The organism is Streptomyces sp. NPDC001450 (genome assembly GCF_053597295.1).
This window is the reverse complement of record NZ_JBSFHY010000039.1, coordinates 71,538-85,431: the sequence shown is the minus strand read 5'-3', so window position 1 is coordinate 85,431 and position 13,894 is coordinate 71,538. Positions and strand designations below refer to the sequence as shown.

Sequence of the window (13,894 nt, the reverse complement as noted above, 5' to 3'; positions counted from 1 at the left end):
TTACCAAGTAGGAGCTTGGAAAGTCCAACAACCCGTCTAGACTGCGTCGCATGTCTCCTCGCCGAAGCTACGACCAGTACTGCTCCGCAGCCCGCGCGCTCGACCTCGTCGGCGACCGCTGGACCCTGCTGATCGTCCGGGAACTGCTCGCCGGCCCTCGCCGCTACACGGACCTGCACGCGGACCTGCCCGGCGTGAGCACGGACGTACTCGCCTCACGGCTGAAGGACATGGAACGCGACGGACTCACGAGCCGGCGGCGGCTGCCTCCGCCGGGTGCGGCGTACGTGTACGAACTCACCCCGAGAGGACGTGAGCTGCTGCCCGTGATCCAGGCCCTGGGGGATTGGGGGCAGGCCGAACTGGGGGAGCGGCGGCCGACGGACGCCGTGCGCGCGCACTGGTTCGCGCTGCCGCTGCTACGCCGGCTGGAGGGGGAAGGGACCGTGGAAGTGCGGCTGGAGGAAGGGGAGTTCCATCTGTTCGTCGGCGCCGAGAGCGGGCCGGTGTACGGCGACGGGCCCGCGCCCGGTGAGGCCGACGCGCGGCTGGTGATCGACGTGGCGGCCTGCGAGGCTTTCGCTCGCGGGGAGCTGACCCTGGTCGACGCCGTCCGGGCCGGCCGGGTCACCGTGACCGGTGACGGCACGTTCGCCAAGGCGCTGCGCGAGGCGTGAGAACGGGCCGTCGCCCCGGGCCCCGACTTCTCAGCCGACCGGGGCGGATGGGCGGGAAAGCAGAAGGCCCGCCGACAGGCGGGCCTTCACCTACTTCGCCTCAGACGCTCGGCGGCACCCGGGACGGCCGTCCCGAGCCGCGCGTGAGCGCGTATCCGCCGATGCCCGCGAGCGCGGCGAGCAGACCGCCTACCGCGGTCCACACCCAGCGGTCGGACCACCAGCCGGAGGACCAGCCGTCGTCGGGCTCGAGGCTCGACAGCACCGCCGTCTTCGAGTCGTCCTCCTTCGCCTGGGACTTGACGGCCACACCCGGCACCAGCGGCTCGGCCAGCGAGCCGTCCACGGCCGCCGCGCCGCCGATGTCCTTGGAGCCGACGCGCACCTTGGCGCTCACCGGCTGACCCAGGTCGGAGACCCCGAGGTTCACCACGGTCAGCCGGACGTAGTACGTGCCCGGCAGCGGGTCGTTGGCCCACGGCTCCGACCAGGCGCGCACCGTGCGCAGTACACAGGCCAGCCCGACCGAGGACGCCCCCTGCTCGGCGGTGCGGGTCGCCGCACCGTACTGGCAGGACTGGCGCCGCCGCAGACCGTCGTACACGTCGATCTGCCAGGTCTGCGCCCCGTGCGTCTCGGGCAGCTTCACGCTCGCCTTGACCGTCGGGCGCTGCCCGGCGTCCGCGGGGAACGACCAGTACAGGTAGTCGCCCGTGGAACCGGACGCGGTGGCCTGCTGCCCCTGCTCGATCTCGGTCGCCGTACGGAAGGACGTGCCCGCCCGGGTGGGCGCCTTGCCGTCGTCCGTGGCGCTCGGCGACGGGGAGGAGTCGGCGGCCGCAGGGCCTGCGGCCAGCCCGAGCGCCAGCAGCGCTGCGCCCAGTACTCGCGTGATACGCATCAGTTCGTCCTCCAGACCGCGACCCGCCAGCGCGACAGCCAGCCCCACAGCAGACCGGCGAGGAAGCCGGCCAGCACCAGCGCGCCCAGCAGCCACCAGCCGCGCCCGAGACCGAAGGAGGCCACGTCGCTCGCCTTGCTCGGACCGTCCACGACGTCGACGGTCAGTTCCAGGGGCAGACCCGGGGAGGTCTTGACGCCCGCGGCGGCCGAGAAGGAGTTGGTGACCTGGAGACACACGGTCTCGGCGGCGGCGGTGTCGTCGTCGCTCTCCGGCCTCGGGTAGCGCAGACCGGTCGAGATCACGTCCGTACGGCCGGTGCCCGCGGCCTCACCGCGCACGATCTCCCGGTCGTGTACGGTCACGGCCCGCAGCAGCACCCCATAGTCCGGGTCGACGGCCCGGTCGTCCGCCACGCTCACCGAGGCGCGCAGCTCCTGGCCGGGATTGACGTCCACCTTGTACCAGCGCTGCTGACCGAACTCCTCACGGTCCGTGTACAGCCCGGACTTGAGCGACGGCGCCTTCGCGCACTCGGTCGCGCCCTCGGTCGCCACCGGCGTCACCACCGGATCGGCGGCCCGGTCGACCAACTGCCCGACCCGGTCGCTGAGTTCTTCCTTGTGCCGCACATCGGTGTACGTTCCGCCGGTCGCGTCCGCGATGCAGCTGAGCTGGTCGCGAGTCTTGGCGTCCGGCACCAGGCCGAGGGTGTCGATGGTCAGCCCGATGCCCTTGGCGGCGATCTCGCGGGCCACCTCGCACGGGTCGAGCGGCTGGCAGGTGTCCTCGCCGTCGCTGATCAGGACGATACGGCGGGTGCCGTCACCGCCGTCGAGGTCGGCGGCCGCCTTCTGCAGCGCGGGACCGATCGGCGTCCACCCGGTCGGCGTCAGCGTGGCCACCGCGGTCTTCGCCTCGGTCCGGTTCAGCGGGCCGACCGGGTAGAGCTGCTCGGTGTCCTTGCAGCCCGTTATGCGGTCGTTGCCACGGTAGTTCGCGCCCAGCGTGCGGATGCCGAGCTGGACCTCCTCCGGCGTCGCGTCGAGCACCTCGTTGAACGCCTGCTTCGCGGCGGCCATCCGGGAGCCGCCGTCGATGTCCCGCGCCCGCATGGAACCGCTGACGTCCAGTACGAGTTCGACCTTCGGAGCGGCCTGTTCCGTCTCGTCGGCCACAGCCGTGGACGGGACCGCGAGTCCGGCCGTCAGGGCGGCGAGCAGAGCGCAGACGCCCGCCGCCAGCCGTTGTCTTCTGATCATCGGCGGATCTTATTGATCAGAGGTGCCGGGCTCCAAAACGAGCGGGTTCGGCAGCGAGGTCCACTGGTCGCCCGGGGTGTCCGGGGACAGCCGCATCAGCGTCAACGCCTTCGTGGGCAGCGGGCCTTCGCGCAGAGCCGTCAGATCCGAGGTGCGGGGCAGGTCCGGCAGCGCGGCCGCCAGGGCCGCGCCCAGGGCGGGCCCCGAGCCGGCCGTGCCGGCGAGCGCGCCCGCCACCAGCGAGCCGAACAGCTTGCGACGCAGGGTCGTCACGTCGTCCGTGATCAGCCGGCCCGTCAGCGGCGGCGGGGCGATGCCGTGACCGGCCAGACGGGCCGGGCTGATGCGGATGTCGGCGAGGTCGCGGTAGACGAGACGGAGCGGCGAGTTGTCTGCGGCGATGACCACCAGCAGATTCTGCCCGTGGGCCTCCAGCGCCACCCCGAGGTCCAGCAGGCGCAGACCGGCCGTGAGGGCCAGGCGGGCGAACTCGGCCAGCCACGCCGGGGAGTCCGGGAGGCCGGTGGTGGGCAGCGACGCCACCGGCAGCACCCGCTCGCCCGGGCCCGCGTACACCTGCGGCGACTCCCGCAGCAGCGCGGCCAGATCGGGCGAGTGGGCCGTCGCAGCGCCCAGGGTGCGGGTCACGTGCAGCAGCCCGTCCGTGCGCGCGGCCAGATCCGTGGCGAAGGCCGACAGGGCCGCGGACGCCCCGACGGAGTACGTGGAGATGTCCCGTACCGAGGATGTCAGCCGGGCGCTCAGCGCGGTCTTCACATGCGGGCCGCCGGGCAGGGCGAGCGTGCGCAGGGACATCAGCGGATGCGCGGGACGCCATGGGTCGTACGACCGCTTGAGCACATGGGCCGCCTGCCACGGATGCACCGGCAGCAACAGGCGCTCCGAGTCCCGCAGTTCCTCCGGCCAGTCCCCGGACACCAGGCACTCGGCCGCCGGTACGGAGACCGTGCCGAGACCGACCACCGGCCGGTGCTCCGGACCGTACGCCAGCTGATCCGCCACCGAGAAACCCGGCCGGGAACGGCAGTTGGGATGGAACGGATGCCCGTCCACCACCCGCTGCTCCCACTCCCAGTCCCGCTCGGGCCACGCCTCCGGATGATCCGCACCGGCCCGGGACAGAGCCAACGAGGCCACACTGTGCCCGAGCTCCACCGCGAACCCCGCCGCGTGCGGCACCGCGAGATCGCTCATCAGGCGCGCCGGATCGTCGTAGCGCTCCCGGTCCAGCCTGACGGCGGTGACGTACCCGCCGGTCGCGTACGGGTCCGCGTGCGGGCCGTGCAGGGTCCGGCCGTCGGCCAGCCGCAGAGCGAGGCTGTGCGCCCCCCGGACCCGGCCCGTGACCCATGGCAGCGGCTCATGGGCGAGCCCCCGCCACAGCCGCGTCAGCACCGCCGCCCGGGCACCCGGCAGCTCGGCCCTGTACCGGGGCAGCAGGCCGGGCCGGACGACGGCCAGCTCCTCGGCGACGTCGGCCTCGGCGGTGGGGGAGTGGTCCACGGGGACTCCTCGGGTACGGGCAGCTCGGGGCACGATTGTCAGGGACGGCATTCATACTGATCGCTCGGGCCCCGGACGAAGGAACGGCCTCACGGACACCAGCCGTCCAGGTGTCCGGCGCCGGCGCCGGTGCGCCGGCACAAGCGACCTTCGAACGCCCGCGCCCTGGGGTGATTTGTGTGATTGGCCGGACGTCGGGCTCGCCGGTCTGGTAGTCAGAGGCCGGGGGCGCGGCCGTTGCCCCGGGCACAGGCCGCAGGCCAGGGCGGACCGTGCGACGAGTGGCGGGACCTTTCAGGGGGAGCAGTGTGGCGTGAGCCGGTCGAGGACTTAGTGGTCGTTGTCCCGGGGATCACGGGCAGCCGTCTGGCGGTGGACGGCAAGGAGGTGTGGGGCCCCTCTCCGGGAGCGCTCCGACGCGGGATCACCACGTTCCTCGGCTCCGTCAAGGCCCTTCGGCTCCCGACGGACATCGGCGACGGGCACCCCGGCGACGGGGTCGTCCCCACCGGGCTCGCCCCTTCCGTGCACGCGATTCCCGGCGTACGGCCGCTCGTCGATGGCTACGGCGACCTGCTCGGCTGGCTGGAACGCACCTTCACCCTGCGCCGCGCGCTCCCCGGCGACCGGCCGGACGCACCCGTGAACCTGGTCGAGTTCGCCTACGACTGGCGTCTGTCCTGCCGCTACAACGCGCGCCTGCTGGCAGATCGGGTCGACGAGGTGCTCGGGCGCTGGCGGGCCTCCGCCCCGCACCGGGCGGAGGCGAAGGTGCGTCTCGTCTGCCACTCCATGGGCGGGCTGGTGGGCCGCTACTGGGCGGAGTGCCTGGGCGGCGCGGAGGTCACCCGACAGCTCATCACCCTGGGCACCCCGCACCGCGGTTCGATCGGGGCGCTGGAGTCCCTGGTCAACGGGCATCGGATCGGCCTGGGCCCGCTGGCCGCGGACCTGACCGCCTTCAGCCGCAGCCTGCCCTCCCTCCACCAGCTCACACCGGCCTACGCCTGCATCGAGAGCCCCGAGGGCCTGCGCTACCCCCGGGAACTGACCACCGCACTCGAAGGGATCGACCGGAATCTGCTCACGGACGCGTGCTGCTTCCACGAGGAGATCCGGACCGCCGCCCTCGACCGCGTACGGCGGGGCGGCTCGGACCGGCTCTGCCTGCCGGTGGTCGGCGTTCGCCAGCCCACCCCCACCACGGCCGCCGTGGAGGACGGCCGGCTGCGGCTGATCGAGACCATCGAGGGCAAGGACGAGGGTGGCGACGGAAGGGTGCCGCGATTCGCCGCCTACCCCGCCGAACTCGCCCGCGACGACAACGCGACCGTCCGCTCCTCCTTCGCCAACCACGGTGCGATCAAAGGCCACGCCGGGGTCCGCGAAGACCTGTACGACTGGCTCGCCCCAGCCCCGGCCGTCTACCGGGGATCGCTGCCCGCCCACCCGCTCAGCGTCCGTGTCCCCGAATACCTGGCCGCGGGCGAGCCCCTGCGCGTGGAGGCCGCGGCCGCCACCGCCCGGGAGGGAGCGGACGCGCTCGCCGTCCGGGCCACCGTCACCGCCGAAGACGGCTCGGTTGTTGCGACCCGCACTCTGCGCAACCTCAACGGCGGCCGGTACGAAGGCTCGTTCGGCGGTCTCGGCCCGGGCGCGTACGCGGTCTCCCTGCACGCTTCACTCGACGACGCGGGCACCGCGGTGACCGCGCTGACCCTGATCCTCGAAGGCGACGTATGACCGACCGGACCGCGGCGCCGGAGCACCTTTCCGGTACCGACACGCAGGACCCCGCCCACCGCGGTGCGGACGTCGAGGGCACGTTCCTGGCGGTCGTCTTCGACACCTACCAGGACCCGGCCTTCCGCCCGCTCCCCGGCGCGGTCGAACAGGTCGACGAACTCGCCGCCACCATGGCCCGGTTCGGCTACCGCGGGACCATCCTGAAGAACCTGGGACAGGGCGGCCTGGTCGACGCACTCAACCAGTGGTCCGACACCTGGTCGGAACACGGCGGCAACGGCCCGGCCGTCGTCGCCTGGTCCGGGCACGCCGAGATCGACAACGTACGGGACCTTCAGCTCGTCACCCACGCCACCCGCAAGGGCCTCGGCAACCGGGACAGGTTCTACTCCCCGGAGAACCTCGCCGGCCAGGCTCTGGCGAGCCGCGCCGACCAGATCCTGATCCTCCTCGACACCTGCCACTCCGGCGCCGGCGCCCTCCCCGCCCTCGACCACGCACTCAGCGCCTGGGAGAACCGCAGCCTGCCCGAACCCCGCACGGCCTGGATCGGTGTGCTCGCAGCCTGCCAGGCCCACGAGAAGGCCGCCGGGGCCCGTGGGCTGCTTCTGGAAACGGTGCTACGGCTGCTGCAGGACGGCCCGTACCGTTCCACCGGCACCCCCCGGTCCCGTGCCCGCCACTACGAGGGCGCCGACACCCATGGCCAGGAGCGGCGGGGCCAGTACCGCCACGAGTGGAGCGTGCGCAACGAAGGCATAACCGGGGAGACACTCGCGCTCGCTGTCCTGGAGGACTGGCCCGACAGTGGCCAGATCCCCGTACGCGCCTCCGCCGGCCGTCCCGCCCCGATCTTCCGCAACCCCCTGTGGCGCCCCGAATCCGTCGAGCACGAGGCTCTCGTCGAACACCTCGTGCTCGCCGCCAGGGGCATCGACCCGACCGAGGAGGGCTGGTTCTTCACCGGCCGTAGACGCGCACTGCGGGAGATCACCGACTGGCTCGGCACCGGTGCGGCGGGGATGCTGCTGCTGACCGGGAGCGCCGGGGTCGGAAAGTCCGCTGTCGCGGGCCGCATCGCCGCCCTCTCCGACCCGGCCGAGCGCGCCGCCCTGAAGGCGCACGCCCCTCTCACGCAGGACGACCCGGATCCCGGCGAGCGCAGTGTGGACGCGGCCGTCCACCTGCGTGGCATGGGCGTACAGGATCTCGCCCACGCCCTGGCCTACCGACTGGGCCTGCCAGAGCCGAAGACCCCCGCCGACCTGATCGCCCAACTCGAACGCTCGGACACCCCTCCCGGGCGGTGCCACGTTCTGGTCCTCGACGGCCTCGACGAGGCGTCCCCGGGCCAGGCCGCTCCGATCGCCGAGCAACTGCTCGTCCCCCTCAGCCGCCTGTGCGCCGTACTGCTCGCCTCCCGCGACCGTCCCTTCCAACCCCACCAGGAACCGGGCGAGACCCTGGAGGCCGCCCTCACCCGCACCGTCGGCGCCGCGGTCCGCGTCCTCGACCTCGACCAGGACCACGACACGACCGGCGACATCGCCGACTACGTCCGCCGCCGCCTCCGGGCCGACGGCATCGCGGAGCGGACGGCCGACGACATCGCGCCCGTCCTGGCCGAACGGGCCGGCACCGCCGGCGGCGGGTTCCTCTTCGCCCGCATCGTCGCCTCCCGCCTCGCCCGTACCCTCGCCGACCATCCCGACCGGTCCTGGCGGGACCAGGTCCCCGCCGGCATCACCGAGGCACTCGCCCGCGACCTCGCCACCGCCCACACCAGGGTCCGCGACGGCCATGAACTCCCCCACGCCGCCACCGACCTGCTCACCGCCCTCGCCTGGGCCGCCGGCAACGGCATGCCCGCCCACGGCGTCTGGCAGACCGCAGCGCAGGCTGTCGGCAACCGCGACACCCCGTATGGGCCCGAGGACATCGACTGGCTCCTCCAGCACTACGGCCGCTACATCGTCGAGGACAGCGACGGACACCAGGCCGTCTACCGCCTCTATCACCGCGAACTCATCACCTACCTGCGTGGCGCGACAAGCGCCGGGCACGCCGACCCGGCCGCCCTTGCGATCGTGCGCGCCCTCGTCACGCTCAGCCTTGGCCAGACCGCGAACGGTGCCAGTCCGGAACAGGCCAACCCCTATCTGCGACGGCACCTGCCCGATCACGCCCTTGCCGCGGGCGGGCCCGGCGTCACCGCGTTGCGGACGCTGGCCGAGGCCAACCGCGATGCCTATCTCCCGGACCTGGCCGTGATGCTGAACAATCTGGGCGTTCGGCTGGCGGGGGTGGGGCGGCGTCAGGAGGCGCTGGCTCCGGCCGAGGAGGCCGTCGGCATCTATCGTGTGCTGGCCGAGGCCGACCGTGATGCCTATCTCCCTGATCTGGCCGGCGTGCTGAACAATCTGGGCGTTCGGCTGGCGGAGGTGGGGCGGCGTCAGGAGGCGCTGGCTCCGGCCGAGGAGGCCGTCGGCATCTATCGTGTGCTGGCCGAGGCCGACCGCGATGCCTATCTCCCTGATCTGGCCGGCGTGCTGAACAATCTGGGCGTTCGGCTGGGTGAGGTGGGGCGGCGTCAGGAGGCGCTGGCTCCGGCCGAGGAGGCCGCCGGTATCTATGGCGTGCTGGCCGAGGCCAATCCTGATGCCTATCTCCCCAACCTGGCCAGCGCGCTGAACAACCTCGCCATCCGGCTGTCGGAGGTGGGGCGGCGTCAGGAGGCGCTGGCCCCGGCCGAAGAATCCGTCCGACTGCGTCGCATGCTGGCCGAGGCCATTCCCCATGCCTATCTCCCTGATCTGGCCAGCGCGCTGAACACCCTCGCCATCCGGCTGGGTGAGGTGGGGCGGCGTCAGGAGGCGCTGGCTCCGGCCGAGGAGGCCGTCGGTATCTATCGCGTGCTGGCCGAGGCCATTCCCGATGCCTATCTCCCCAACCTGGCCAGCGCGCTGAACACCCTCGCCATCCGGCTGGGTGAGGTGGGGCGGCGTCAGGAGGCGCTGGCCCCCGCCGAGGAATGCGTCCGACTGCGTCGTGTGCTGGCCGAGGCCAATCCCGATGCCTATCTCCCCAACCTGGCCATCGCGCTGAACAACCTCGCCAACGGGCTGGCGGAGGTGGGGCGGCGTCAGGAGGCGCTGGCCCTGGCCGAAGAGTCCGTCCGACTGCGTCGTGTGCTGGCCGAGGCCATTCCCGATGCCTATCTCCCCAACCTGGCCAGCGCGCTGAACACCCTCGCCAACCGGCTGGCGGACGTGGGGCGGCGTCAGGAGGCGCTGGCCCCCGCCGAGGAATGCGTCCGACTGCGTCGTGTGCTGGCCGAGGCCAATTCCGATGCCTATCTCCCTGATCTGGCCGGCGCGCTGAACAACCTGGCCGTCCGGCTGGGTGAGGTGGGGCGGCGCCGGGAGGCTCTGGCCGCGGGCGAGGAAGCCGCCGGCATCTATCGCCTGCTCGCCGAGGCCAATTCGGATGCCTATCTCCCCAACCTGGCGATGGTGCTGAACAACCTCGCCAACGGGCTGTCGGAGATGGGGCGGCGTCAGGAGGCGCTGGCCCCCGCCGAGGAGGCCGCCGGTATCTATCGCGTGCTGGCCGAGGCCAATTCGGATGCCTATCTCCCCAACCTGGCGATGGTGCTGAACAACCTCGCCAACGGGCTGGGTGAGGTGGGGCGGCGTCAGGAGGCCTTGGCCGCGGGCGAGGAGGCCGCCGGTATCTATCGCGTGCTGGCCGAGGCCATTCCCGATGCCTATCTCCCTGATGTGGCCAGCGCGCTGAACAACCTGGCCGTCCGGCTGGGTGAGGTGGGGCGGCGTCAGGAGGCCTTGGCCGCGGGCGAGGAGGCCGCCGGTATCTATCGCGTGCTGGCCGAGGCCAATTCGGATGCCTATCTCCCCAACCTGGCGATGGTGCTGAACAACCTCGCCATCCGGCTGTCGGAGATGGGGCGGCATCGGGAGGCTCTGGCCCCGGCCGAGGAGGCCGCCGGTATCTATCGCGTGCTGGCCGAGGCCAATTCGGATGCCTATCTCCCCAACCTGGCCATCGCGCTGAACACCCTCGCCAACCGATTGTCGGGGGTGGGACGCCACCAGGAAGCCCTTCAGCACTACGAGGAGATCATCGCCGAGTGGCCCGGTCCGCCGCAGGCCGCAGCCGAACTCGCCTACCACCGCGCCCTGTTCCTCCTGAGGAACGGCGAGACGGGCGACAGTGTCGAGGCGTTGTGCGGCCTCCTCACCCCGGCCGGCCCCACGGGCGGCGAGACCGTCTTCCGAATCCACCAGAGTCTGCGGGAGGCCGCTGAATCCGATTCCGAAGTGCGTGAAGCGGTCACCCGGCTGTGCGCGGACCAGAGTGCCGCCTCTGAGGCGCCGTCCTGGCTGGAGCTCACGGACACAGCCCTTCAGCTCACCGCAGACTGGGTCAACACGAGTACCTGGGTTGAGTCACGAGACTTCGTCACCACCCACCCTGCCCTGCTCGACGCCGCCTCCCGTGCCGCCCTGCGGGAGTGGTCGCTGCTGGGCGGACCCGCTGACTTCCACATCGACATGCTGGAACAGCTGCTGTCCGGCGTTCCGGTGGACACGGTGTACCGGCCGCTCGTGTTGCCGGAGATCCTGACCGCCTGGATTCGGACGAGCACCGACGACGAGGGCTGGGCAGCCTCAGCGACGTACCTGGCCGAGCACGCGGCCGACCTGCTCGCCCCCGACGCGGACGCGGCGCTGGCCGCGATGGGCGAGAGCCCTGGGGGCGCGGACCGGGTGGTCGCCGTCCATCGGGCCATCGCGGCGATGGCCGTAGCCGACGGCATCGATGCCGCCTACAGGCTGCTGGAAGACCGACAAGCCCTGCACACCCGTGTCCAGAAGGCCTTGGAGGCCGCGGACGGACCGGCGCTCGGCTGGCTCGCGCTGATCGAGGACGGCGTGTACGACGATCCATGGGCGGCCGCGGTGCACCGGCTGGCAGCCCAGGCCCTCGACGACGCCCCCGTGACCGGTGATTCCGACAGCGACAGCGACAACGCCGGCAGCCGGCCAGGCGCCCCGGTCGCAGCGGTCCACGCGGCTACGCAGGCGGCCGAACGCGAACCGGCGCTGCTCCTGAGCGTTGTCGCACGGGAGAAGCCACCCGCCGAGGACGAACGCAACCGGGCGGTGGCCGAACTCGCGGCCCTGATGTCCGCCCGCCCCAGCCGGGCCGCCGCGCTCGGCGAACTCCTCCAGGCGGTCCTCGCCGCACCGGTTCAGGTGCCCGGGGAATGACCGGACCACAGCCGACGGGCGTCCTCATGCTGTCCGCGATCGCCGGCCGACTCGGCGGCCCGGACACCGGTGAGGAGCAGCGGCAGGTCGACCGGGTCATCCGGGAAGCCCGCTACCGGGACGGGCTGGCCCTGCGCACCGCCCAGGCAGTGCAGGGCGAGGACATCCTCGGCCACCTGCTGGAACACGAGCCGACGGTGCTGCACTTCTCCGGGCACGCGAGCGACACCGGCCTGCGCGTCCTGACCCCGGATGGCGGTGACGCGCCCCTGGTCACCCGAGGACTGGCGGACCTCCTGGCCGCCGCCGGCAAGCAGGTGCGGCTCGTGGTGCTCAACGCCTGCGGCACCGACCTCATCGCCCAGGACTTGGCTCAGGTCACGGGTTGCGCGATCGGCTACCCCGCGAAGGTGAGCGACCAGACGGCCATCACCTTCGCGACCCAGTTCTACCGCTGCGTAGGCGCCGGCATGGCCGTGGGCCCCGCCTACGAGGCCGCACGGGCGGTGATCCGGATGTACGGGGCCGACGAGAACGAACTCCCCGTCCTCCGCCACAGTGACGCGGTGAACCAGGACGCCCTTCACCTCCTGCACCCCGTCTTCCTCCCACCCCCACCCGCACAGGGGCGAGTCCCCGACCCCACCGCCTTCCTCGCGCGCGGCACCGGGACCAAGCGCTACACCGTCCTGGTCACCGGCACGACGGACTCCGAAACAGATCTGCGCGCCGAACTCGCCGGCAGAAACATGAACGTCCAGTGGATTCAGCTCGAGGAAACCACCGAGCGCGGATAAGCGCACGATCCTGCCTGGTCGTCCGGCGGCTTCTTCCCACCCTCTGGGTCATCGCCGGCGCGCTGTCCGAACTGGTGCCCCGATGGTGGGGGAGTGGTACGCGGGGGCTCCTCGGGTGCGGGCAACTCGGGGCACGATTGTCAGGGACGGCATTCATACTGATCGCTCGGGCCCAGGACGAAGAACGAATGGATCGCGTGGACCTCAAGCCTCCCGCCGACACCGTCGGACACCGCGCCGACGCATACGCGGCCGGCCCCCTGCTCAACTGCCTGCTGCGAGAGGTCGCCGAGCCGCAGTCGGCCCCCGGGCCACGGCCGGTCTTCCGGTTGCCCGGCACCGGCCGGCTGCTGCGGGTGCGGCCCGGGCGGCGGCCCGCCGATCCCGAGGTGCACGCCGCCGGGGACTGGCACCGGCTCGGCCACTCCGAGCTGGTCAAACTGGTCGCCGAGGAGCTGCGCCGGCACACCGGGCTGTCCAACGGCGACCTGCCCACCGAGATGATCGACAGCCGGGACGCGGTCGCCGCCCTGCTCACCGCCCGCGCCGGGGCGACGGCGCCCGAGGACCCGTACCTGCGCTCCGAGCAGTCCCTGATCACCGGCCACCCCTACCACCCGGCGTCCAAGGCCCGCGGCGGCGGCCCGGTGGCGGCCTGGCTGCCGTACGCCCCCGAGGCCCACGCTCAGTTCCCGCTGGTGCTGCTCGGCGTCCGCGAGGACCAGGTGGCCGAGCAGGGCGACACCCGTGCCCTGGACGCCCTCGGCACGGCCCCGCCCGGCTACCGGCTGCTGCCCGCCCACCCCTGGCAGCTCGATCTCGTCGCCCGCGACCTCGCCCCGGCCTTCGCCGACGGCCGCCTGGTCCGGCTCGGCACCACCGCCTTCGACGCCTGGCCCACGGCGGCGATCCGTACGGTGTACGAGCCCCGGCGCGACCTGTTCCTGAAGTTCAGCCTGGACGTGCGCATCACCAACGACATCCGTCGGCTGTGGCGCCACGACCTGCTGAAACTGCGCCGCACCGACTCGGCCGCCACCGCCGCCTTCACCGCCATGGGCCCGCCCGCGGCCTGGCTGAGCGACCGCGGCTACCGCACCGCCGCCTTCGCCTTCGAGGAGCTGGCCGTGCTGGTGCGGGACGGGCTGCGCGGCCACCTCCTGCCGGGTGCCACGCCCCTGCTCGCGGCCGGGCTCGCGGAGGGCTTCGAGGGCAGCCCCCTGGCCGCCACGGCCGATCCGGGCGCCTGGTGGGAGGCGTACCTGCGGCAGGTCGTCCCGCCCGCCCTCACCGCGTTCGACGTCCACGGGGTCGTCCTCGAGGCGCACCTGCAGAACACCCTCGTAGCCGTGGACGCCACGGGCACGCCCGTGCAGGCGCTGTTCCGGGACGCCGAGGGCGCCAAGATCCTGCCGGACGTCCCCCGGGCCGCCGGCTGGGAACGGCTCGTCTACTGCCTGGTCGTCAACCACCTCAGCGAGATCGCAGCCGCCCTCGCCGAACACCACCCCGGCCTCGACCCCTGGCCCGTCGCCCGCCGCGAACTCGCCCGCCACGACCTGCCCGAGATCCCGGCCCTGCTCACTTCACCGACCCTGCCAGGCAAGACCAACCTGCTGCTGCGCTGGACGGCCGCGGACGGCGCGGACGCCCGCTATCTGCCACTGCCGAACCCCCTGGCCACCGGTTGACCTGC

The 13,894-nt window shown here is 72.5% G+C and carries 8 protein-coding genes; 5 read left to right on the top strand and 3 right to left on the bottom strand.

The window, feature by feature from the left end:
* Positions 1 to 50: 50 nt before the first annotated feature.
* A complete protein-coding gene (locus tag ACWC5O_RS34310; protein ID WP_450591935.1) occupies positions 51 to 677 on the top strand; it encodes a winged helix-turn-helix transcriptional regulator in 627 nt (208 codons plus the stop codon).
* A gap of 100 nt (positions 678 to 777) precedes the next feature.
* On the opposite strand, the gene ACWC5O_RS34305 is transcribed toward ACWC5O_RS34310, so the two are convergent.
* Genes ACWC5O_RS34305 through ACWC5O_RS34295 form a run of 3 tightly spaced genes read right to left on the bottom strand, consistent with a single transcriptional unit; the run spans position 778 to position 4,364 of the window.
* Positions 778 to 1,578: a hypothetical protein gene (locus ACWC5O_RS34305; protein WP_450591933.1), complete on the bottom strand. Its 801-nt coding sequence runs from the start codon at positions 1,576 to 1,578 to the stop codon at positions 778 to 780.
* Entirely contained in the window at positions 1,578 to 2,840 is a 1,263-nt protein-coding gene (locus tag ACWC5O_RS34300; protein WP_450591932.1) for a VWA domain-containing protein, read from the bottom strand. The genes ACWC5O_RS34305 and ACWC5O_RS34300 overlap by 1 nt, the downstream gene beginning before the upstream one ends.
* 9 nt (positions 2,841 to 2,849) lie before the next feature.
* The gene (locus ACWC5O_RS34295; protein ID WP_450591930.1) at positions 2,850 to 4,364 is read right to left on the bottom strand and encodes an IucA/IucC family protein; all 1,515 of its coding nucleotides are present in this window, start codon (positions 4,362 to 4,364) and stop codon (positions 2,850 to 2,852) included.
* Positions 4,365 to 4,697: 333 nt separating this feature from the next.
* Here ACWC5O_RS34295 and ACWC5O_RS34290 point away from each other — a divergent pair, with 333 nt between their 5' ends.
* From ACWC5O_RS34290 to ACWC5O_RS34275, 4 genes are all read left to right on the top strand, one after another.
* Positions 4,698 to 6,107 carry a lipase/acyltransferase domain-containing protein gene (locus tag ACWC5O_RS34290; protein ID WP_450591929.1) on the top strand — a complete coding sequence of 470 codons (1,410 nt, stop codon included), beginning with the start codon at positions 4,698 to 4,700 and terminating at the stop codon, positions 6,105 to 6,107.
* Positions 6,104 to 11,401 (top strand): tetratricopeptide repeat protein, encoded by a 5,298-nt coding sequence (locus tag ACWC5O_RS34285; protein WP_450781141.1) that lies wholly within the window; start codon positions 6,104 to 6,106, stop codon positions 11,399 to 11,401. Before ACWC5O_RS34290 ends, ACWC5O_RS34285 begins: the two co-directional genes overlap by 4 nt.
* On the top strand, positions 11,398 to 12,198 hold the full coding sequence (locus tag ACWC5O_RS34280; RefSeq protein WP_450582777.1) for a CHAT domain-containing protein: 801 nt from the start codon (positions 11,398 to 11,400) through the stop codon (positions 12,196 to 12,198). The genes ACWC5O_RS34285 and ACWC5O_RS34280 overlap by 4 nt, the downstream gene beginning before the upstream one ends.
* 188 nt (positions 12,199 to 12,386) lie before the next feature.
* Complete coding sequence (locus ACWC5O_RS34275) at positions 12,387 to 13,889, top strand: IucA/IucC family protein (protein WP_450582779.1); 1,503 nt, start codon at positions 12,387 to 12,389, stop codon at positions 13,887 to 13,889.
* Positions 13,890 to 13,894: the final 5 nt, after the last annotated feature.